Source organism: Streptomyces sp. NPDC127038, from assembly GCF_042725875.1.
Classification (GTDB): domain Bacteria; phylum Actinomycetota; class Actinomycetes; order Streptomycetales; family Streptomycetaceae; genus Streptomyces.
Genome location: NZ_JBHXDQ010000050.1, coordinates 33,029 through 53,282, shown reverse-complemented (window position 1 = coordinate 53,282; position 20,254 = coordinate 33,029). Strand labels below are relative to the sequence as shown.

Here is a 20,254-nt window from a genome sequence, read left to right as displayed (position 1 = left end):
ATGCTAACTCCGGTAGGTGGCGCCTCAGCCGGTCCCGTCGGTCCGCCGGTGGCCCTGCGCTGTGACAAGCACCTCACCGGCCGCCGTCCGCGAGTAGAGCACCGACCGTCCCGCCCGCCGCCGCTCCACCAGCCGGGCGTCGAGGAGCACCCGCAGATGGCGGCCGACCGATCCGAGGCCCTGCCCGGTCACGGCGACCAGCTGGCTGGTGGACAGGGGCGAGTCGAGACGGACCAGGACCCCGGCCCTGGCCGTCCCGAGCAGCGCCCCGAGGCTCTCGGGCACGACCGCGCCCGCCGTGTCGGCCAGCGCCCCCGAGCACGGGTAGACCACGGCGTACCGGGCGGGCTCCTCCCAGGACACCCATCCGGCCGTCGGCGTGACGGGCACGAAGAGGAGCTGGGCGCCGGAGATCTCGCGCGGCGGGTACTCGTGCAGGTTGACCTGGAGGCGGTTGTCGCCGAGCCAGCGCGTGCCGGGCCGCAGCCCGTCCAGCGCCGCCGCCCAGCCGCCCTGGCCGAGCCGCGCGGTCCGCGCCACCACATCGGCCTCCAGGATCCGCCTCCGCCGCTCCCAGTCGGGGCGTACGGACTCCTCCCAGACGGCGGTGAACAGTGCGGCGGCCCGCTCCGGCAGGTCGTCGCGGTCCGCGAGCGCGGCGGGCAGCGGACCGCCCACCGCGCGGACGAGATGGCCGCGGGCCGCCCCGGGCGGGACCTCCCGCACCCGGGCGACCTCGGCCTCGAAGGTCTCGTCGCCGTACGGGGTCGGGGTGAGGAAGTCGGCGATCCACTCCCGGCCGAGCCCGCAGCGCACGAGCAGCGCGGTGACCGGGTCGGCGGCGAGCCGGGCGCGGTACGCCGGCAGATGGGCGTCCAGCCAGGCGCGTTCACCGGGGTGCGCGGCGGTGCCGACGTGCAGCAGTCTCAGGGCGGCGAACATCTCCGCGAGCGGTGACAGCACGAAACGGCTCCCGGCCAGGGTGTCGGCGTTCACCTGCCACCAGCCCACGCCCGCCCCCTCGCCCTTGATTCCCGGCCGCCGGCCTGCCTGCCCTTGGCTTGCCTGTCCCCGGCCGGCTTGTCCCGGCCGGGGCGCCTTGCCTGTCTCCGGCCAGCCTGCCTGGTTGTCCTCGGCCTGCCTGGCCTGCCTAACCTGCCTGGCCTGCCGGCCCGCCCCCGGCTCGTGTCACCGGACGTTTCGTTCCTGTGCGAAACAGTATCGGCCGCCCGTGCGCCCCCGCAGACTCCGCGGATGCGCAGCTACTCCGAGCTCTTCCGCACGCGGGAGTTCACCCCGCTGTTCCTGTCCTCCTGTTTCCGGACCACCGCCTCGACGGTGAGCGGTCTGGCCCTCGGCACCCTCGTGTACCGGGCGACCGGCTCGCCGCTGCTCACCGCGCTGAGCATGTTCGGCCCCTCCCTGGTCCAGGTGATCGGCGCGTCCACCCTGCTCTCGGCCGCCGACCGGCTGCCCCCGCGCGCCACGACGGCGGGCATCTCGTTCCTCTTCGGGCTCGGTACGGCGGCCATGGCGATCCCCGGTCTCCCGGTGGGGGCGGTCTTCGCGCTGCTCCTGTTCCTCGGGCTCGTCCAGTCCTTCGGCGGCGGGGTCCAGTGGGGCCTGCTGACCGAGATCCTCGCCAAGGAGGGGTATCTGCTGGGGCGTTCGGTGTTCAACATGATGAGCGGGATCGCCCAGATCACCGGGTACGCGACCGGTGGCCTCCTCGTCGCCCTGCTCTCCCCGCGCTCCACGCTCCTGCTGGCGGCCGGACTGTATCTGGCGGCGGCCGTGACCGCCCGGTTCGGCCTCACGCCCCGGGCGCCCCGGGCCCTCGGCCGCCCGTCCGTCGCCCGGACCTGGCGGGCCAACGCCCGCCTCTTCGCCTCCCCGGAGCGCCGCACCCTCTATCTCCTGCTCTGGGTGCCGAACGGGCTGGTCGTCGGCTGCGAGTCGCTGTACGTGTCGTACGCCCCGAGCCGGGCCGGCGTCCTGTTCGCCTTCGCGGCCCTCGGCATGTTCGCCGGGGACGTGACGACCGGGCGCCTGCTGCCGCCCCGGATCCGGGCCCGCCTGGGCATCCCGTTCCTGCTGCTCCTCGCGACCCCGTACCTCTTCTTCGTCCTGCGTCCCGGCGTGGCCGTGGCGGCCGCGCTCGCCGCCCTCGCCTCGGTCGGCTTCGGGTCGAGCCTGATCCAGCAGGAACGCCTGGTGGCCCTGATCCCCGACGAACTCAGCGGCCACGGCCTCGGCCTCCACACGGCGGGCATGATCACCATGCAGGGCGTGAGCGCGGCCCTGGCCGGCGGGATCGCCCAACTCGTCACGCCCGCCACGGCGATGACGGTGATGGCCGCCGCCTCGGTCGCCGTGACGCTGACCCTGGCCCCCGCACTGCTCCGCCACCGCACCGCGTCCCCCGAGGACCAACACCCGGAGCCGTCCACGGCACATGGACGACAATCGGAGGTGAACTCTCCCTGAACCAGGGAAAGTTGTACGACTCGGCTCACAACTACCCCTCCCCTGGGGGTGTCGAACGGGATGCCTGCGCACGTGTTCCCGGCGTGAACGTCCGGAGCGCGCCAGTGGGAGTCCACGGCCCCGGAACGGCACGTACGCCTGACCGCCGGGGCCGCCGAGCCGCACGAACCCAACGAGGGGGAACCATGTCCAGTCGTCGTACCACCGCCCTTCCGAGACTGCTGGCGCTGGCCGCCGCCACGGCCGCCGTGTCCGCGGCCGTCGTGGCCCCGGCGGCGAACGCCGCGACCGCCGCGACCACCAGGAGCGCCACCGCGGTCTCCACCGGCCAGAAGCTCTACTACACGGCAGCCGCCGGCCAGACGAACCACCTGAAGATCTCCTGGGCTCTCGGCGCGACCGACCCCGACTCCCAACTCTCCGACTACATCTACACGTTCGACGACACCGTGCGGATCTCCCTCGGCGCGGGCTGCGTCCGCCCCGCCTCCGGGGACACCACCCAGGCGGTCTGCACGGTCACCGAGCCGAACACCTCCGCCTCCGACCTCGACACCCTGATCGTCAGCCTGGGGGACGGGAACGACACCGCGACCGTGGACCCCGGCAACCGCGGCTACTCCCGCATCTACGGGGGGACCGGCAACGACACCCTCACCGGCCACGGCCGTGACGTCCTCTACGGCCAGGACGGCAACGACCACCTGTCCGGAGGCGGCGGCGCCTACGGCGAGGGCGCGTTCGGCGGCGCGGGCAACGACACCCTCACCTCCTGCGGCTACACCTGCCACGGCGGCTCGGGCAACGACGTCCTGAGCGGCGGTGTGAGCGAGGCCGACGGCAGCTACGTCGACCAGGACAACGGCCTGTACGGCGACGACGGCAACGACACGATCTACGGCAACGCGGGCGCCGACCTGATCCAGGGCGGCCGCGGCAACGACCGCCTCTACGGCGGCCCGGGCAACGACAAGATCTACGGCAACAGCGGCAACGACCTGCTCCACGGCGGCTCCGGCGCGGACACCCTCTCGGGCGGCCCGGGTTCGGACCGCGTCTACCAGAACTGACCGGGGCCGGCACCCGGTCCCCGGGCCACGCCGGAGCGGAGGGCCCGACGCGAGCGTACGAGGGTCTCCCCGGGCGCCGGTGTGCCCCCGCACGCTCTGTCCGGCGTGGCCCGGCGGGTGGAACGATCCCGGTGCCCGGTACCGGCGGGGGCACGCCTTTGGCCGCCGTGGAGATGTGAGCGGCGGCGCGTGCCTGTTTGCTGGTCCGAGAGCGGCGTCACCACTACGAGCAACAGGGAGCCGGACATGGCAATCGTGATGTCGATGCACTGGGCGGAAGCCACACCGGAGCAGTACGACACGGTGCGGGACGCCGTCCGGTGGGAGGAGATCCCGGCGGCCGGCGGACAGATGCACGTGGCCTGGTTCGACGCGCAGGGCCTGCACGTCACCGACGTCTGGGAGTCCCAGCAGGCGTTCGAGGCCTTCTTCGCCGAGCGCCTCGCCCCCGCCATCCAGAAGGCCGGCCTCCCCGGCGAACCCGACGTCTCCTTCAACCCGCTCCACCGCCGCTACATCGCCCCGGACATCAGCGGCGCCGCGTAGGACCCTGCCGTCGGGAGAAACGCGGCGGAGCGCGGTTGTCGTGACGGCGGGCCGGTGCCTGGTTCACCATGGGGTGTGCGATTCGATTCCGTTCCCATGCCGGCCACCGTCGAGGTCCGTCCCCGTGACAGCCGCGGTTATCCCGTGCCCGCCATCACCCCGTGGGAGGGCGAGCAGCCCCAGTTCGCGCTCACCGACTACGAGCGCAGCGCCGAGTGCGCGCGGCAGCGGCTGTGCTCGGTGTGCAACACCCTGATACCCAGGGGTCCCGTGTGGCGGGTGGTCGGTGCCGCGGAGAGCGCGGCGATCGGCGAGGCGCTCGCCGCCGGGCGGCCGTACCGGAACATGGCGGCGACCCTGGAGGCCCCGGGTCATCGCGCGTGCATGCTCTACGCCTCGATGGTCTGCCCGTATCTGGCACGGCCCAACGCGCGCCGGGGGCTGACGGCCGAAACCCCGGACGACATGACCGCGCATGTCGTCCGGGGTGCCGTCCGTGGAGAGATGGGTGCCGTGGTGGGCTACGGCGACTACGAGTTCGCCGTCACCAGGACACAGGTCCTGTTCCGCTTCCTCGACGTGGTCGAGTACCTGCCGCACGACACGGCCGACCAGCATCTGGAGGAGCTCCGGGCCGAACTGGCCCGTTCCGGCGGCCGGCCGGGCGACGGCCGGCCGCGGTAGCGGGCGGTCAGCCCCGGTAGGCGGGCAGCCCGGTGTGCGAGGAGACCTTCACGGGCGCTCCGAAACCGTGGGAGGTCCTGGTGATGGTGTAGGTGCCGTTCGGGGCCCGGAAGGCGATGGTCTTGCTGTTCGGCGACCAGGCGGGCTCGGTGTAGTCGGTGGTGGCGTGCGGGGTGACGTCCTTGACGACCGGGCCGGAGTTGCCGAACTCCTCGACGAAGAGGTGGTCGTGTCCGTGCACGGAGCGGACGAAGACGACGTCCTCGTTGTCGGGGGAGAGCGCGGGCTCGGACCCCTTGGCCAGCGAGTGGCCCTGCTGGCGCAGGTAGTCGTCGCGGATGTAGACCTCGCCGTCGTGGGTGTTCGCGTAGACGGCCATGCCGTAGTTGCCGCCCGCGTTCGGCCAGGTGTTGTCGGTCTGCGGGACGCCGCCCTCGCCCGGCTCGCCGTTCAGGCTGATCTTGGCCGGCGTGCCGTGGTTACTGGTGGCCTTGACCTTCTCCAGGACGGTCCTGCCGTGGATCTTGGCCGAGAAGATGAGGTTGTTCTTCGCGGGGATCTGGTTCTGCCGGTCGGCGGCGGCCACCTGCCAGGTGGGGTGGGACCAGGTCTGGGTGCCGGGGTTGGCGGCGACGGTGACGCGGTGGCTGCCGTCCGGGTCGGAGACGACGAGGTTGCCGTGCCCGTCGATGAACGCGGCCTTGCTGCCGCTGGGGTTCCAGGCCAGGTCACGGACGACGGTGCCGAAGTCGATCGACCGGCCGTTCACCAGGACGTGGCGCGTGCCGTCGCTGATGGTCAGTCCCCTGGGCACGGTGAGGGTGTGGGCGGAGGTGGCGGCGGCCACCATCGCGGCGCCGGCCCTGGCGCCGCCGGCGGAGGCCGGAGCGGCCATCGCGTTGGCGGCCGCGCCGCAGAGGGCGAGCAGTGCGGCGGCTCCCGCGGTGACGGCGGCTGCGGTGCTCCGACGGTTACGAGCGGACATCGAGGTTCCCCCAGAGATGTGTACGGCGCTGCGGAGAGAGTCGCGCGGGAACCGCCCGCCGGGACCGGAGCCGGTCCGCTCGACTTGCCGCCCTTCGCGATGAGGGAAGTCTTCCAACGCAGAGCGACGGATCTGTGCGTTCGCCGTCACAGCCGCGTAATAGCCCACGGGACCCCACCGGGCCGCGGCTCTCCCCGCGCCCCACGGAGCGGCCGCCGCTGCGGACCGCCCCGTGGGACAGCGTCGTACGCGCCCGGTGCCTCAGCCCTTGACGCTCTCGCTCTCCAGCACCGTGCTCGCGTCCCGCTGGCTCGGGATCGCCGCGAGCGCCCCCGTCGTGGCCGCCCGGCGCTGGTCGGCCGCCGCGCACAGATCACGGGCGGCGTCGTTGAAGCGGACGACGGACGGCGGGTCGGACGGGCCCAGCAGATGCAGCTTGAGCTCGGCGCGGGCCAGGGCGTACGGGTCCTTCTCGGGCTGCCGCACGGCTTCGAGCAGCGCGGGTACGCCGGAGGCGTCGGGAGTCAGGACGGCACCCGCCCTGACCGTGGGGAAGGTGTCGCGGAACTCCTGCTCGGGAAGACCGCTGGTGTTCGTGACGGCGTACGGCTTCTCGCTCGCCAGATAGTCGGAGATGACACTGGAGACATCGCTGACCAGTACGTCGGCGGCGTTGAAGCAGGCGTAGACGGTCGGGCGCGCCCCGATGACGACCTGGTGCTCCCACGCGGGGAACGAGGCCCAGTGCGCGGCCTCCCAGGCGGCGGTCGCGGCGGCCACGGCGGCCCCGCGCCCCGGCTCGGGGACGGTCTCGAGCAGCATCCGCTCCGCGTCGTCCGCGCTCGCCCGGAACGAGGACGTGGTCAGCCGGTCCAGTTCGGCGGTCCTGGCGGCCAGGTCCGCCGCGGCGGAGGGAGCCGGCCGCTCGGCGGCGTGCTCCGTGGCCCGCAGGGCGTTCGCGGCGCGGATCATCTCCTGGATGCGGAGGTCGGCGGCGCCCGCCCGGGGAATGACCGAGCCGGTCAGCGGGTGCGGCTTGTACAGGAGCCGGACCTTCGGGTCGGCCAGCAGGGCGCGGACGATGTTCTCGCCGGCCTCGATGATCGAGGTGTTGCCCGGGTTGCCGTCCCAGCCCTCCCAGGTGGGGGCGTAGAGGACCGTGGTGTACGGGCCGGCGGGCGCACCGGTGTGCGGCTCGATCGCGTCGAGCTGCGGGCGCCCGATCTCCACGACGTCCTTGTCGTCGACGCCCACGTTCGCCAGGGCGTACCGCTCGCGCGCCGCGGGACCGGCCACCCACACCTCGTCGTACGCCTTCGCGTACGGGTTGCAGCTGGACAGCTTGTCGCTCTCGCCGTGGTTGACGAAGGCGTGCTTGATGGTGGGGATGCGCAGCACCTGCGAGGTCTTGCCCGAGTTCGAGGGGTGGATCAGCATCTGCAGCGTGGACTGCTCCAGGCGCATCAGATCGGCGACTTTCGGCAGGCACACGACCGGGATGTCGGTGGAGGCGATCTGCTTCACCATGAAGCGCTCGCGCAGCACGATCAGCGGACGGCCCTCGATCCGGGCCAGCGGCTCCAGCCACATGTTCGCCTGGTACGCCGAACTCGTGCCGCCGGAGAAGTACATGCCCACCGTGGGCCGGTAGTCCGCGAGCCACTGCTCGAACCACTCCAGCGCCTGCTCGTCCGACACCGGCCGGCGTCCCGGCAGCAGCCGCAGCGCCAGTGTGCCGACGGCCACCGCGCCGAGGACCGCGGACACCGCGATGCCCGCGGCGGCCCACCAGGCCGAGGCGCCGGCCGCGTCGGTCAGCAGACCGGCCATCGAGGGCAGGGAGAACAGGAGGAGCCGCTGCCCGGAGCGTTGCATGAGCAGGGCCGGGGGAGCGGCGCTCAGCCCCAGGGCCGACGCGTCGACGTTCCGGGTCACCACGGGCAGGGTGCGGGTGCGGCGGACCATGATCGCGAGCGCCTGGCACGAGAAGTGCAGGGCGTAGAAGAGCATCAGACCGCAGATGAGGGCCAGGTACTTCGTCTCGTAGTCCTGGTCCTCGATGCGGATCAGGCCGGCCACCAGCAGCAGGTCCCGGACGACCTGGCGCACGAACACGGTGGCGTGCAGCTTGCCGAGGGTGGCGGCCGTACTCGGCTGCCAGCGGTGCATGGTGAAGTCCGCCGCCAGTCCCACGACGGTGGAGGCCACCAGCAGGGGGACGGCGGGGAGGAGGGCGCCCACCGCCTGTCCGGCGAACGACGATGCGAGCACCGTGGGCAGGAGGAGGCGGCCGGCTGCGACGCGCAGGCGAGCGGGCAGGTTTGATGCTGACACTTCGCGGGCTCCAGGCGTTTCAACATCCTTGAGCGTGCACCTGCTGACGGGCGCGGTCGGGTGATCACGATCCGGTAGGTGAACGGTAAGGGACGTTCTTACTTCGAGAAGGTGGTCGGACTTTACCTTCCGGATGGCCGGAATTCACCTGTGAGTCTGGCTTCATTTTCCTGTGAATCCGGCCCGCCGCGGCCCCGACCCGGGACGGACACCGGGGACCTCGGTCCTCCCTCGGGCGTGGATCCGGGAGCCGAGTAGTGCGTGTGCAGTACGCCGGACTGCCAGCAGGCGCACGACGACGGAACCGCGCCGGTCCAGGAGTCTTGTGGAAGATTCCCGAGACCAGATGTGGAGATCCCCTGTCATGACGTCCTTCCTCTACCGGCTGGGCCGGTCGGCCTTCCGGAAGCGCCGCTGGGTCCTGTTGCTGTGGGTGGCCGTCGTGGCCGTCGTCGGCTTCAAGGGCCTCACCGCGGCCGCCGGCTCCGACGATTCCTCGTCGATGCCGGGGATCGAATCCCAGAAGGCCTTCGACCTCATCGCCCAGCGTTTCCCCGGAGCCGCCGCGGACGGGGCCGGCGCGCGGATCGTCTTCGTCGCGCCTGACGGACAGAAGGTGACGGCCGCCGGCAACCGCGAGGCCATCGAGAAGACGGTCGCGGAGGCCGCGGCCGGCGGCCAGGTCGCGAGCGCGGTGGACCCGTTCCGGGCGAACGCCGTCAGCGAGGACGGGACCACCGCCTACGCGACGGTCACCTACAAGGTGACGGGCAAGGACCTCTCCGACGGCAGCAGGACCGAGCTCCAGCGGGCGCTGGGCGACGCGAGGAAGGCCGGTCTCACCGTCGAGTCCGGCGGCGACGCCGTCGCCGCGCAGACGGAGGCGGGCGGTATCGGGGAGGCGGCGGGCGTGCTGGTGGCCGCGCTCGTCCTGCTGGTGACCTTCGGATCCATGGCCGCGGCCGGACTGCCCCTGCTGACCGCCGTCATCGGCGTGGCCACCAGCATGATGGCCATCCTGGCCCTGAGCAGCGCCTTCGGCCTGTCGTCCTCGACGGGGACCCTGGCCACGATGCTGGGACTCGCGGTCGGGATCGACTACGCGATGTTCATCGTCTCCCGGTACCGGGAGGAGCGGGGCAAGGGGCACACCTCGCTGGAAGCGGCGGGCCGGGCCACCGGTACGGCCGGTTCCGCCGTCGTCTTCGCCGGACTCACCGTCGTCGTCGCCCTCGCGGGACTGTCGATCGTCGGTGTCCCCATGCTGACCAAGATGGGGCTCGCGGCCGCCGGAGCGGTCCTGCTGTCCGTGGTCATCGCGCTGACCCTGGTTCCCGCGCTGCTCGGGTTCTGGCCGGACGCGGTCCTGCCCCGGGCTCTGCACCGCCGGATCCGCAAGAGCCGTGGCGCCGGGGCGGCCACGTCCACGGGGGCGGCCAGCGTCTCCGGCGCGGCGGCCGGTCCCGGTGCGGGGGCCGGTCCCAGGGAATCGAGGTGGGCCCGCTTCGTGCTGCGTCGCCCCCTCCCCGTCCTCCTGCTGTCCGTCGTCGGACTCGGAGCGCTCGCCCTGCCCGTGGCCGATCTCCAGCTGGGCATGTCCGGCGACGAGGCCAAGCCCACCTCCACCACCGAACGCCGTGCCTACGACGACCTCGCGAAGGGTTTCGGCCCCGGCTTCAACGGCCCGCTGACCATCGTGGTCGACGCCCAGGGCGCCCCCGACGCGACCGGGGCGGTGAACACCATCGTGAAGAAGATCGCCGCGACGGACGGCGTCGTGTCCGTGTCCGAGCCCCGCTTCAACCAGGCCGGGGACACCGCGATCGTCTCCGCCACGCCGTCCACCTCGCCCACCAGCAAGCAGACGGAGAACCTCGTCCACACCATCCGGGGCGAGCGCGCGGGTCTTGAATCGGCCACCGACGCGACGTTCCAGGTCACCGGGACGACGGCGGCCAACATCGACGTCGCGCAGAAGATGCAGAGCGCGCTGATTCCCTACCTGGCCGTCGTCGTCGGGCTCGCCTTCCTGCTCCTGCTCGTCGTCTTCCGCTCCCTCGTGGTGCCGGTCAAGGCGGCCGTCGGATTCCTCCTGTCCGTCCTGGCCTCGCTCGGCGCGGTCGTCGCGGTGTTCCAGTGGGGCTGGGCGGCCGACCTCCTCGGCGTCGAACAGACCGGCCCGATCATGAGCATGATGCCGATCTTCCTCGTCGGCATCGTCTTCGGCCTGGCCATGGACTACCAGGTGTTCCTCGTGTCCCGCATGCGCGAGGCGTACGTCCACGGACAGAGCCCGGGCCGCGCCATGGTCACCGGATTCGGCCACAGCGCCCGCGTCGTCGTCGCAGCGGCACTGATCATGATGAGCGTGTTCTCCGGCTTCGTCACCGCCGGCGAATCGATGATCAAGATGATCGGCTTCGGACTCGCCATCGCCGTCCTCTTCGACGCCTTCGTCGTGCGCATGGCCTTCGTACCGGCGGTCCTGGCCCTCCTCGGCCACCGGGCCTGGTGGCTGCCCCGATGGCTGGACCGCGTGCTCCCCCGCGTCGACATCGAGGGCGAGGCGCTCACCCGCGCCGACGTCGAAGGCAAGGCACTCACCGGCGCCGACGTCGAAGCCGAGGCGACCGCCCACGGCGACACCCCCGGGGCGCAGCCCTCCGAGCGGTCACGGGAGACCGCCGGGATCTGAGCACACCCAGGGTGAGGGCCGCCGGCGACGTCGAGCGGCCCTCACCCGCCCGCACCGGCGGATGCCCCACCCACCGGCGGATGCCCCACCATGGAGCCGACAGCCACCGCAACCGGAGACCGCGATGCCCAGCACCGCCCGCCGTTTCGCTCTCGATCACCCGCGCGTCATGGACGCCGTGCTGATCACCTGCGTGCTCGCCTGCGTGGTCTCGGCGAGCTTTCTCGGTACCTGGTACATGGGCGAACCGATCCCCTGGTGGCCGGGGCTGGTCGTCGGCGTCGTCGCCACGACCGCCCTGCTGTGGCGGCGGACCCACCCTCGTCCGGTCGTCGTCGTCACAGGTGCCTGCGCCATCGCCGCGGTGAGCTTCGGCTACCTCACCACCATGCTGCTGCTCGCCCCCGTCGTGGTGGCGCTGTTCTGGCTCGCGCTCCTCGACGAGCGCCGGACCGCCCACCTCTTCGGTCTCGGCGTGATTGCGCTCATGGTCCCCGTCGCGATCCTTCAGGCGCCCCGCAACGCCAGCTTCATCATCGTGACGCTGAACCCGGCTCTGACCCTGCTCTTCCCCGTCGCCTGGGGCTCGGCCCTCCGGCTGCGCCGCGCGTTCACCGACTCGCTGCGGGCCCGTGCCGAACACGCGGAACACACCCGGGAGGAGGAGGCGCTGCGCCGGGTGGCGGAGGAACGCGTACGCATCGCGCGCGAGCTCCACGACGTCGTGGCCCACCATCTCACCCTGGCCAACGCGCAGGCGGCCACCGCCGCGCACCTCGTCCGCAACGACCCCGAACAGGCGGAGCGGCTGCTCACCGGCCTGAGCGGCACGACCGCCACCGCCCTGCGCGAACTGAAGGCGACGGTGGGGCTGCTGCGCCGCCCCGAGGACTCCGACTCACCCCTCCAGCCGGCCCCGAAACTCGAACAACTCCCCGCCATGGTGGCGGCCCTCGCGACCACGGGGATCGAGGTCGCGGTGACGACCGGGGGAGAGCCCCGGCCGCTCTCGCCCGCCGTGGACCTGACCGCCTTCCGGATCATCCAGGAGGCACTCACCAACGTCTCCAAGCACGCTGGTACCCGTACGGCACAGGTGGCGCTGACCTATACGGACGAGGTGCTGAAGATCGAGATCAGCAACGAACGAGGACATCCGGCCTCTACGACCCCTACGGCCCCTGCGTCTCCGTCAGCTCCGACGGCCCGGACGGCGAGGGCTGCCTCGGCAGCAGGTCCGACGGCCGCCTCGGCCCGGGCGGCCTCGACCACCCCGACCACCCCGACCACCCCCACGACCCCGTCGGCTCCGAAGAACCCTGGCCCGGCCGCCCCGAGGCCGGCGAACTCCGGGTTCGGACTCATCAGCATGCGCGAACGCGCCCTCTCCACCGGAGGCCGGTTCACCGCGGGCCCCCGCCCCGACGGCGGCTACACGGTCCTCGCCGAGCTGCCCCTCCACTTCTGATCCGGGAACCCCATGACCATTCGAGTGCTCCTCGCCGACGATCACGCCCTCCTCAGGGACACCTTCCGCATCCTGATCGACTCCGCCGGCGATCTGGAGGTCGTCGGTGAGGCGTCCGACGGCGCGGAGGCCGTCACCCTCGCCGGGACGCTCCGGCCCGACGTCGTGGTCATGGACATCCGCATGCCCGGCACCGACGGCCTGGCCGCCACGACCGCCATCTGCGCCGACCCCGCCCTCGCCCCCGTACGCATCCTGATCCTCACCACGTTCGAGACCGACGAGTACGTGGCCCGGGCGCTGCGTGCCGGAGCGAGCGGGTTCCTCGGCAAGGACGTCACGGCCGAAGCGCTCCTCGACGCGATCCGCACCGTCGCAGCCGGCGACGCGCTGCTGTCCCCGGCGGCCACCAAGATGCTCGTGAGCCGCTTCCTGGTCACACCCGAGCCGGCCGCCGGCACGGAGCTGCCGGAGCAGCTCGGTTCCCTCACCGCACGCGAACGAGAAGTGATGATCATGGCCGCGCGGGGCCTGTCCAACACCGACATCGCCGACGAGCTGTTCCTCAGCCCATTGACCGTCCGCACCCACGTCCAACGCGCCATGACCAAGCTCCACGCCCGCGACCGGGCCCAACTCGTCGTCGCGGCCTACCAGTCGGGCCTCGTCCAGTCCGGCCCACCCGCCACCCGTTGATGGTGGACGTAACGCACCACGGCTCTGCCGGGTCTTCGGGCAGGCGTTTCTAGTCGTCGAGCCAGGGGCCTCGGGTGATGTGCCGGTGAAGTCGCCCGTCCAGGCAGCTCACATGGGCCCAGACGAACTGTGTGCTCTGCTCTCCGGCCCGCGTGATCGCCAGGGTGACGCCGTCGCCGGAGTGGCCGACATCGGTGGTCTCCATACAGAACGCGCAGTCCACCGGCTCCTGGATGTTCATCCGACGACTGTAATCCGCACCAGGCGTCGCAGAAGGATCCGTCGGCTCTGGCGCTACCAAGCCGGTCGCGGATCTTGACGTTCCGTCGAGAGGTCCGCCGGGACACTGATGTCCGCGTCGGTCCGCCACAGATACCCCGGACTCGGCGGGTAGTCCTCGGCGTGTGGAGCCTGGGAGTGGAACCGCTGGGTGCGCGGGAGAGGTACTTCCACCAGCCTGCCGTCATGGATCATCCACAGGCCGAAGCAGTCGTCCTCCTCGTCATGGATCAGCACCTGTACATGCCCCGGGTCGGGCCACGGAAGCGATTCGAGATGCTTCAGGAGCCCGGAGCGTGCTCCCACACGGTTGAACTCGATGACCCATCCGCCGACGAACAGGTCGAGGGGTTCGAAGTGGCCGTACCAGCTGCGCGACTCGTCGGGACGGGTCAGGGGCTCCATGACCTCGTCCGCGTACTTCGCCAACACGATGACCTGCGCCATTCTGCTCATGCCGCAGTATCACTGCAGGAAGATCGTCACCAGCAAGCCCTTTTCGCCGCACCCACGCCTCGGCCGAGCCCGCGGCCGACTCCTTGCACTGGACGACGGTGTGGCTGCCCTGCCGGCGCAGCGGGCGCGTGACGCCTCGTATGTGCGCCCGGACCGCCCTCGTATGGCAAAGATTGTGTAGTGCGGCAATGCCCGGTTCCGCTCGCGGGTGGCGGATGTCCGCTCGACTAGCTGGGCGTTTGTCGCGAATTACGGGGGCGCGGCAGCGCGCGGCGAGTAAAGAAACCTTATTTACTTGAGCTTCGCCTGAGGGTGGAGTAATGCGCTCCGGTTCACGGCTACGGATTTCGTTGAGTCCCCCGCCGGGCCGTGGTTAGTATGAATGCACTCCCGGTTGATCAAGGCTTTCGCGAGGCCCCTGATTAACGGCGGAGTGGAGTACGTACTCGTCTGTGAATCGATTCTGTACATGTGCAGAATGACCGGTCCCCGGGCTCTGCTCGGCGGGGCCGGCATCGGACATCCGCGAACTGCCGTCGGAGCGCGGCGTCACGCCGCATGCCGCCGACGGCATTCAGTACTCGAAAGGAATCCATCATGAACGGCAAACGTGCCGTTTCCGCCGCGGTGATCGCGGCTCTCGCCGCGGGCGGTACCGCGGCGCTCACCGCCTCCAGCGCGTCGGCCGCCTCGCTGCCGCACCAGAAGACCGCGGCCCAGCACTCGGTCGCCACCGCTCAGGTCATAGGCAAGGGCGTGCAGCCGCAGTTCCTGCACGCGATCGCCCAGAGCGTGGCCGCGGCGACCGTCGTGAAGACCGCCGAGTACACCGTGAAGGTGGCGACCAAGCTGAAGTCGTCCAGCGACTCCTCGTCATCGAGTGAGTCCTCGTCGTCCTCCAGCGGCGGTCCAGCCATCAGCGGCAAGACACTGCACGGCGTGATCCCGGGCGACACCGCCTACGACGTCAAGTGAGCGAAGGCGTCGACGGTTCCGGGGCTTCGCGTGACGCGCGGAGCCGTGCGATCCCATGGCGTCGGACGACCACCGACGCCGCGTGACCTGCAGCGCCGGCTGACCTCCGGCGCAGGGGGAAGCGCCACGACATCGCCTGACCAGCGGTAGGACGTGGCGTGCGGCATCGACCGACCATCGATGCCGAGTGACGTGAGCCACCACCCGAGCGGTGGTGCGAAGTGACGTGCGGTGTCGTGCCACCACCGATGCCGATCGATCTCCCCCGTGCCGGGGCGGGGCGCCCCGCCCCGGCACGCAGTCTCACGCGTATCCACCACCCTCATTGACTTCGATCAACCTGGATGTGGACAGCGATGAGAGTTCTCCCGCGCCCACGCGCCGCAGAGGACGTACCCCGGACGGCGGGCGGGGCGCTTCCCGCGAACGTACGGATCAGCGCGCTGACGGCGCTGGCGGCCGTGACCGTCTACTGCTTGTGCTGCCTGGTGTACAACGCGCCCGGATCCCCCGCGAAGGACCGCGCCAAGGGACCCGTCACGGCCTTCATGGAACCGTACTTCTGGCAGGACTGGCAGCTCTTCGGCCCCACTCCCGGCAGCAGCGACGACCTCATATACCTACGGACCCGGATGAAGCTTCCCGGCTCCGGCCAGGTCGTCGAGTCGAGCCCTGTCGAAATCGAGCAGGCCATTGACAGATCGCCGCACGATTTCCCGGTGAACCCGACGAAGCTTCCCGGCGTACTCCTCGCATTCGACGCGGCGGCCAATCGCTACGCAGGAATCGCCGTCAAATTCAAGAAGCTCCCGGCGGCCAGGCGCGACGCCGCCCGAAAAATACTCGACAAGCAATTCGCGCCCGACTTCGAAGAAATGCGGCGCTTCTTCTCCGCGCAGGCGAAGACGCTCTATCCGAACGCTCGGATCATCTCTGTGCAGGCCACCTTCAAGAACCGTCCCATCATTCCGTTCTCGGAGCGGTACGAAGTGCCCAGACCCCAAGAGCACCAGCAGGGAATTCTGGCGACATCGTGGATGGACTACGTCCCGGGAGTTGCACGATGAGCGGCACGATCGCCCTGCTGGGCAGGGGATGGGGGGCCGGCACGGAGCGGCTGGACGCCGTCGTACTCCGCTTCGCCACCCGGAAGCACCGGCTGATCGGGACGGCCCTGCTACGCGTCGTCATCGGCTTCGCCACCATCCTGTACTGCCTGTCCGACTACTCGAAGCGGCGCTTCCTGTGGGGGCCCGAGTCCTACAATTCGATCTCCACGGCGAGGTCCGCGCTGCCACGCTGGGGTTTCTCGCTCTTTCTGTGGGGACATTCCACGGTCTGGTTCGAGATCGTCTTTCACGCCGTGATCCTGGTGTCCGCCGGATTCATGATCTTCGGCGGCCGTGTCCTCACCCTGGCGCAGGCCGTGCTGATGTGGTCGCTGCACAACAGGAACCAGGACGTGCTCGAAGGCGGCGACAACCTGGCCCAGATCCTCGTCCTCTTCATGGTCTTCACCGTCTCCAACGCCTACTTCGCCGTCGGCGCGAAGCGGCGCAGAGCCAGGATGCGGGAGCTGGAGCAGCCGACGACGTCCACCGTGCTGCACAATCTCGCCGCCTTCCTGATCGTCTTCCAGACGGCCGTGCTGTACTTCGCCGCCGGCTACTGGAAGATCACCGGCAAGGTGTGGCAGGACGGCGTGGCGATGTACTACATCAGCCACATCACCGGCTTCCAGATGTCGGCGACGTACACGCACCTGATGAGCAACGCCTTCCTCACCACCGCCACCAGCTACTTCACGATCTTCATCGAGCTGGCGTTGCCCTTCGCGATCCTGTCCGCCCGTTCCTGGGTCCGGAAGGCCAACACCCTGGCCCTGGAGGGCATGCACCTGGGCATCATGACGTGCATGGGTCTGGTGTGCTTCGGGCTGTTGATGATCGGCGCGGACTGCACGTGCCTGCGCGACGAGGACTACAGGTCGATCGCGCGGCGCTACCGGTCCGTCAAGGACCGCCTCGCGCAGCACGGTAGGTCCCTGCAGGCGGCGCGCGGCATGACATCCGTGGCGATGGCGGCGGACGGGGACGGTGCGGCCGGTGCCTGAGAAAGCGGGAACACCCGCGGAACCCCGCCGCACGGGACAGCCGGCGGCCGACCTGCTGTTCAGGTTCCTCACCGCCGAGCGCGCACAACGGGAGGTGCTCGCCCCGCGAGTCGTCGCCGCCGTGGGAGGCGAGCGGCTCGACCGGATCCTGGACGGCACCCGCGAACGCGTCGGCGAGATCACCGGGGTACGGGACCATCCCGACGGGCTGGTGATCGAAGGCACCAGGGGGCGTGCCCTCGCCTTCGCCACCACACGCGACGGCCAGGTGCTCGACGGGCTGCTGATCGCCCCGGGCCCGTACCGCTTGCCGCGGCTGCGCGTCCCGCACGGGGCGCGAGCCGCCCTGGTGTGGACCGTGTGGGTGCTGCTGCTCGCCGCCCGCATCGACGCGTGCTGGCAGGCCCCTTCCCGCATCGCCTGGTGCGGCCGTCTGCTCATCGTCGCGGCCGGCTACCTGCTCATGGAGGGCTGGCAGAGCCCGGCTCGGCTGCCGTGGTGGATACGCCGGCCCGTGGAAGCCGGCGCACTGGTGGCCCTTGCCTCCGCTTGCCGGCTGCCCGGGCTGCCCACGTCGGGCGGCGGTGAGGCCGAACCGGTGGTGGGCGTGGCCCTGCTCGCCGGCTTCGGATGGTTCCTGCTCCGGGCGCGCCGCCATCGCTGGGGGACCGCCGTGTCCCGGCCTCTCACCTTCCCCCTGCGGAACGGGGAGTGGTACATCGCGCAGGGCGGCGGGGCCCGCCTGAACCATCACGCGTCCTTTGCCGAGCAGCGCGGCGCCCTGGACGTGATCCAGGTCGGCCGGGGCGGTGCGCGCGCACGCGGCACCGGCCTGCGCGGGGAGAACGAGAGCTATCTCGTGTACGGGCAGAGCCTTTACGCCCCCTGTGACGGCACGGTCGTCTCCGCCGCCGATCACCTCGACGACCAGGAACCCGGCACGATCCGGTACCAACCCCCCTACGGGAACCACGTGTTCATCGACACCGGCGCCGAGATCGTCAAGCTCGCCCACCTGCGCCGCGGCACCGTGACGGTGAAGACGGGCGATCCCGTGCACGCCGGGCAACTGCTCGGCGAGGTGGGCAACTCCGGCAACAGCACGGAGCCCCACCTGCACATCCACGCCGAACGCGACGGCCTCGGGCTCGATCTTCGGTTCACGGGCGTCAGCGGCCCGCTGTGCCGGGGCCGGACCGTGCGCACGTAGGCCTCGGCCTCCTTCACCACCACGGCGGGCAGCGCGCCCGATCAGCCGCGCCGCCCGCCGAGCTCCGCGGGCCGTCCAGCCCTGCCCTGCCTAGCCCTGCCCTGCCGAGTTCCGCGGGCCGTCCAGCCGTGCCCCGCCCCGCCCTGCTCAGCTCCGCGTGCCGCCCTGCCCTACCCCGCCCTGCCCAGCTCCGCGCGCCGTCCAGCGCCTCGTCCCGAAGGGACCCCTTCTTGTCCTTCCTCGCCCGAATACGTCCCGGGCGTCGCCTGCGCCCTTACGTCGCCGCGGCGGCCTGTTCCGCGCTCCTGGGCACGGCGCCCCTCGCCACCGCCCACTCCGCCGACCTCCGCCACCCCCTGGCCGGGTCCCGGCCGGCGTACGCCACCGCGGCCGCCGACGCAGGGCCCGTCCCCGGCGATCAGCACGTCAGCGCCCGCCTCTACCTCAACTCCCGCGACCCGCAGGGCCTCACCGACCTCCTGCGTGACATCAGTGACCCGCACAGCCCCCACTACCGGCACTACCTCACCCCGCAGGAGTACCAGCGGCGCTTCGGCCCCACGGCCGCGCAACTCGCCGATGTCAGCGCGTGGTTGCACGCCTCAGGGCTCACCGTCACCCGGCGCACCACCCACTACGTGAAGATCACCGGCACCGCCGGCGCGGTGCGACGGGCCTTCGGCGCGAGCCTGCACCGCTACCGCACCGGCCGCGGCACGAGCCAGGCCCCCGCCGGCGACCTCAGCGTGCCCGCCTCCCTGGCCACCACCCTGCTCGGCGTGTCCGGTCTCTCCACCCCCGGCGCTGCCCGGCCCCTGTCGGCCCCCACCCCAACCCCTGCCCCCGCCCTCGGTGTCGCCGCCGACGGCGCGGTCTGCTCCGGCCACTTCGGGCAGAAACCCGCCACCGGATTCCCCCAGGCCCACGGCAAGATCCCCGCGTACGCGCCCTGCGCCTACCTTCCCGCGCAACTCCGCCACGCCTACGGTGCCGGCACGACCCGCGGCGCCACCGGGCGCGGCTCCACCATCGCCATCGTGGACGCCTACGGGTCCCCGGACATGCCCGCCGACGCCGACCGCTACGCGAAGATCGCCGGCGACCACGCCTTCAGACCACACCAGTACCGCCAGCACGTCACCCCCGCCGACTGGCACGTCAGCGACGCGTGCGCGCCCCCGGGCACCTGGGCCGGCGAACAGGCCCTCGACATCGACCTCGCCCACGGCCTCGCCCCCGACGCGGACATCCTCTACGTCGGCGCCGACTCCTGCCTCGACAACGACCTGATGGACGCCGAGTCGTACGTCATCGACGGCCGCCGGGCGGACGGTATCTCCAACTCGTGGGCAGAGATCGTCCACTCCGAGCCCGGACACCTCACACCCGCCCTCATCGATGCGTGGGACCTGCTGTTCGAGCAGGCCGCAGCCGAAGGGATCGGCGTCTACTTCGCGGCCGGCGACTGCGGCGACTCCTCACCCGACGCGGCCCGGACCGGCGTCAACTGCGATCCCAAGACCACCCGGGCCCAGGCCGACTTCCCCAGCGGATCCCCGTGGGTCACCTCGGTGGGCGGCACGACCCTCGCCCTCGACCGCCACGGCGACTACGCCTGGGAGACCAGCATGGGCGACGAGCTGTCCATCCTCACCGACAACGGCACCGCCTGGGGACCCGTCCCCGGGGTCTTCACCTTCGGAGGCGGAGGGGGCGCGAGCGACTTCCCGCAGCCCTGGTACCAACACGACCGGGTCCCGGGGCGCACCGGACACCGCACCACCCCCGACGTGTCGCTGGAGGGCGACGGGGCGCTGCCCGTCCTGATCGGCCTCACCGACGCCGGAACCTTCCACCTCATCGGATTCGGCGGCACATCGGCGGCCGCCCCTGCCTTCGCCGCCATCCAGGCCGACGCGCAGCAGGCCTGCGGACACCGGCTCGGCTTCGCCAACCCGCTCCTGTACGCCCTCCCGCGCGCCCACCTCTTCCACGACATCACCGATCAGCCGGCCGAGGCCGGGACACCACCTTTGACCGTGGTACGCGACGAAGGCCCCGACACCGACACCTCCACCGGCGAACAGCGCTACCTGCTCTACACGCTCGGCCACGACTTCGGCCTCCATGCCCGCCCCGGCTACGACGACGCCACGGGTCTAGGCTCCCCCACCCCGGCCTACCTGCGCTGGTTCCAGCACACCAAGGGCACCCTGAAGTGAACGCCGCCGCCTTCGCCATCGAGGTCGTGAACCT

At 71.3% G+C, this 20,254-nt stretch carries 17 protein-coding genes; 12 read left to right on the top strand and 5 right to left on the bottom strand.

Annotated features, from left to right (window positions below; genetic code table 11):
• Positions 1–24: 24 nt before the first annotated feature.
• A complete protein-coding gene (locus ACFWI4_RS28880) occupies positions 25–1,011 on the bottom strand; it encodes an ArsR/SmtB family transcription factor (RefSeq protein ID WP_387201901.1) in 987 nt (328 codons plus the stop codon).
• 243 nt (positions 1,012–1,254) lie between these two features.
• On the opposite strand from ACFWI4_RS28880, the gene ACFWI4_RS28875 reads away from it, so the two are divergent.
• The 4 genes from ACFWI4_RS28875 (at position 1,255) to ACFWI4_RS28860 (ending at position 4,787) form a co-directional block, all read left to right on the top strand.
• Positions 1,255–2,487: an MFS transporter gene (locus tag ACFWI4_RS28875; RefSeq protein ID WP_387201898.1), complete on the top strand. Its 1,233-nt coding sequence runs from the start codon at positions 1,255–1,257 to the stop codon at positions 2,485–2,487.
• Between the two features lie 185 nt (positions 2,488–2,672).
• Positions 2,673–3,557, top strand: coding sequence for a calcium-binding protein (locus tag ACFWI4_RS28870; RefSeq protein ID WP_387201895.1), 885 nt, complete (start codon positions 2,673–2,675; stop codon positions 3,555–3,557).
• A gap of 246 nt (positions 3,558–3,803) precedes the next feature.
• On the top strand, positions 3,804–4,103 hold the full coding sequence (locus ACFWI4_RS28865; protein ID WP_387201893.1) for a hypothetical protein: 300 nt from the start codon (positions 3,804–3,806) through the stop codon (positions 4,101–4,103).
• Between the two features lie 96 nt (positions 4,104–4,199).
• Positions 4,200–4,787, top strand: coding sequence for a hypothetical protein (locus ACFWI4_RS28860; RefSeq protein WP_387201890.1), 588 nt, complete (start codon positions 4,200–4,202; stop codon positions 4,785–4,787).
• A 7-nt stretch (positions 4,788–4,794) separates the two neighbouring features.
• On the opposite strand, the gene ACFWI4_RS28855 is transcribed toward ACFWI4_RS28860, so the two are convergent.
• Together ACFWI4_RS28855 and ACFWI4_RS28850 are read right to left on the bottom strand one after the other, a co-directional pair.
• Positions 4,795–5,772 (bottom strand): TolB family protein, encoded by a 978-nt coding sequence (locus tag ACFWI4_RS28855; protein WP_387201887.1) that lies wholly within the window; start codon positions 5,770–5,772, stop codon positions 4,795–4,797.
• Between the two features lie 261 nt (positions 5,773–6,033).
• Positions 6,034–8,106, bottom strand: a complete 2,073-nt coding sequence (locus ACFWI4_RS28850; RefSeq protein ID WP_387201884.1) for a hypothetical protein — start codon at positions 8,104–8,106, stop codon at positions 6,034–6,036.
• A 364-nt stretch (positions 8,107–8,470) separates the two neighbouring features.
• On the opposite strand from ACFWI4_RS28850, the gene ACFWI4_RS28845 reads away from it, so the two are divergent.
• The 3 genes from ACFWI4_RS28845 (at position 8,471) to ACFWI4_RS28835 (ending at position 12,965) form a co-directional block, all read left to right on the top strand.
• On the top strand, positions 8,471–10,801 hold the full coding sequence (locus ACFWI4_RS28845) for an MMPL family transporter (RefSeq protein ID WP_387201881.1): 2,331 nt from the start codon (positions 8,471–8,473) through the stop codon (positions 10,799–10,801).
• 124 nt (positions 10,802–10,925) lie between these two features.
• A complete protein-coding gene (locus ACFWI4_RS28840; RefSeq protein ID WP_387201878.1) occupies positions 10,926–12,269 on the top strand; it encodes a histidine kinase in 1,344 nt (447 codons plus the stop codon).
• A gap of 12 nt (positions 12,270–12,281) precedes the next feature.
• Positions 12,282–12,965 (top strand): response regulator, encoded by a 684-nt coding sequence (locus ACFWI4_RS28835; protein ID WP_387201875.1) that lies wholly within the window; start codon positions 12,282–12,284, stop codon positions 12,963–12,965.
• A gap of 49 nt (positions 12,966–13,014) precedes the next feature.
• Here ACFWI4_RS28835 and ACFWI4_RS28830 read toward each other — a convergent pair whose 3' ends face one another.
• Both ACFWI4_RS28830 and ACFWI4_RS28825 read right to left on the bottom strand, forming a co-directional pair.
• Complete coding sequence (locus tag ACFWI4_RS28830; protein WP_387201872.1) at positions 13,015–13,206, bottom strand: hypothetical protein; 192 nt, start codon at positions 13,204–13,206, stop codon at positions 13,015–13,017.
• A 53-nt stretch (positions 13,207–13,259) separates the two neighbouring features.
• The gene (locus ACFWI4_RS28825; protein ID WP_387201869.1) at positions 13,260–13,700 is read right to left on the bottom strand and encodes a hypothetical protein; all 441 of its coding nucleotides are present in this window, start codon (positions 13,698–13,700) and stop codon (positions 13,260–13,262) included.
• A 597-nt stretch (positions 13,701–14,297) separates the two neighbouring features.
• On the opposite strand from ACFWI4_RS28825, the gene ACFWI4_RS28820 reads away from it, so the two are divergent.
• The 5 genes from ACFWI4_RS28820 to ACFWI4_RS28800 all read left to right on the top strand — a co-directional run bounded on the left by ACFWI4_RS28820 (position 14,298) and on the right by ACFWI4_RS28800 (position 20,220).
• On the top strand, positions 14,298–14,675 hold the full coding sequence (locus ACFWI4_RS28820) for a hypothetical protein (protein WP_387201866.1): 378 nt from the start codon (positions 14,298–14,300) through the stop codon (positions 14,673–14,675).
• A gap of 344 nt (positions 14,676–15,019) precedes the next feature.
• On the top strand, positions 15,020–15,742 hold the full coding sequence (locus tag ACFWI4_RS28815; protein ID WP_387201863.1) for a DUF5819 family protein: 723 nt from the start codon (positions 15,020–15,022) through the stop codon (positions 15,740–15,742).
• Positions 15,739–16,788, top strand: a complete 1,050-nt coding sequence (locus tag ACFWI4_RS28810; protein ID WP_387201860.1) for a hypothetical protein — start codon at positions 15,739–15,741, stop codon at positions 16,786–16,788. The genes ACFWI4_RS28815 and ACFWI4_RS28810 overlap by 4 nt, the downstream gene beginning before the upstream one ends.
• On the top strand, positions 16,781–17,998 hold the full coding sequence (locus ACFWI4_RS28805) for a M23 family metallopeptidase (protein ID WP_387201857.1): 1,218 nt from the start codon (positions 16,781–16,783) through the stop codon (positions 17,996–17,998). The genes ACFWI4_RS28810 and ACFWI4_RS28805 overlap by 8 nt, the downstream gene beginning before the upstream one ends.
• Before the next feature lie 230 nt (positions 17,999–18,228).
• A complete protein-coding gene (locus ACFWI4_RS28800; RefSeq protein ID WP_387201854.1) occupies positions 18,229–20,220 on the top strand; it encodes a protease pro-enzyme activation domain-containing protein in 1,992 nt (663 codons plus the stop codon).
• Positions 20,221–20,254 lie beyond the last annotated feature (34 nt).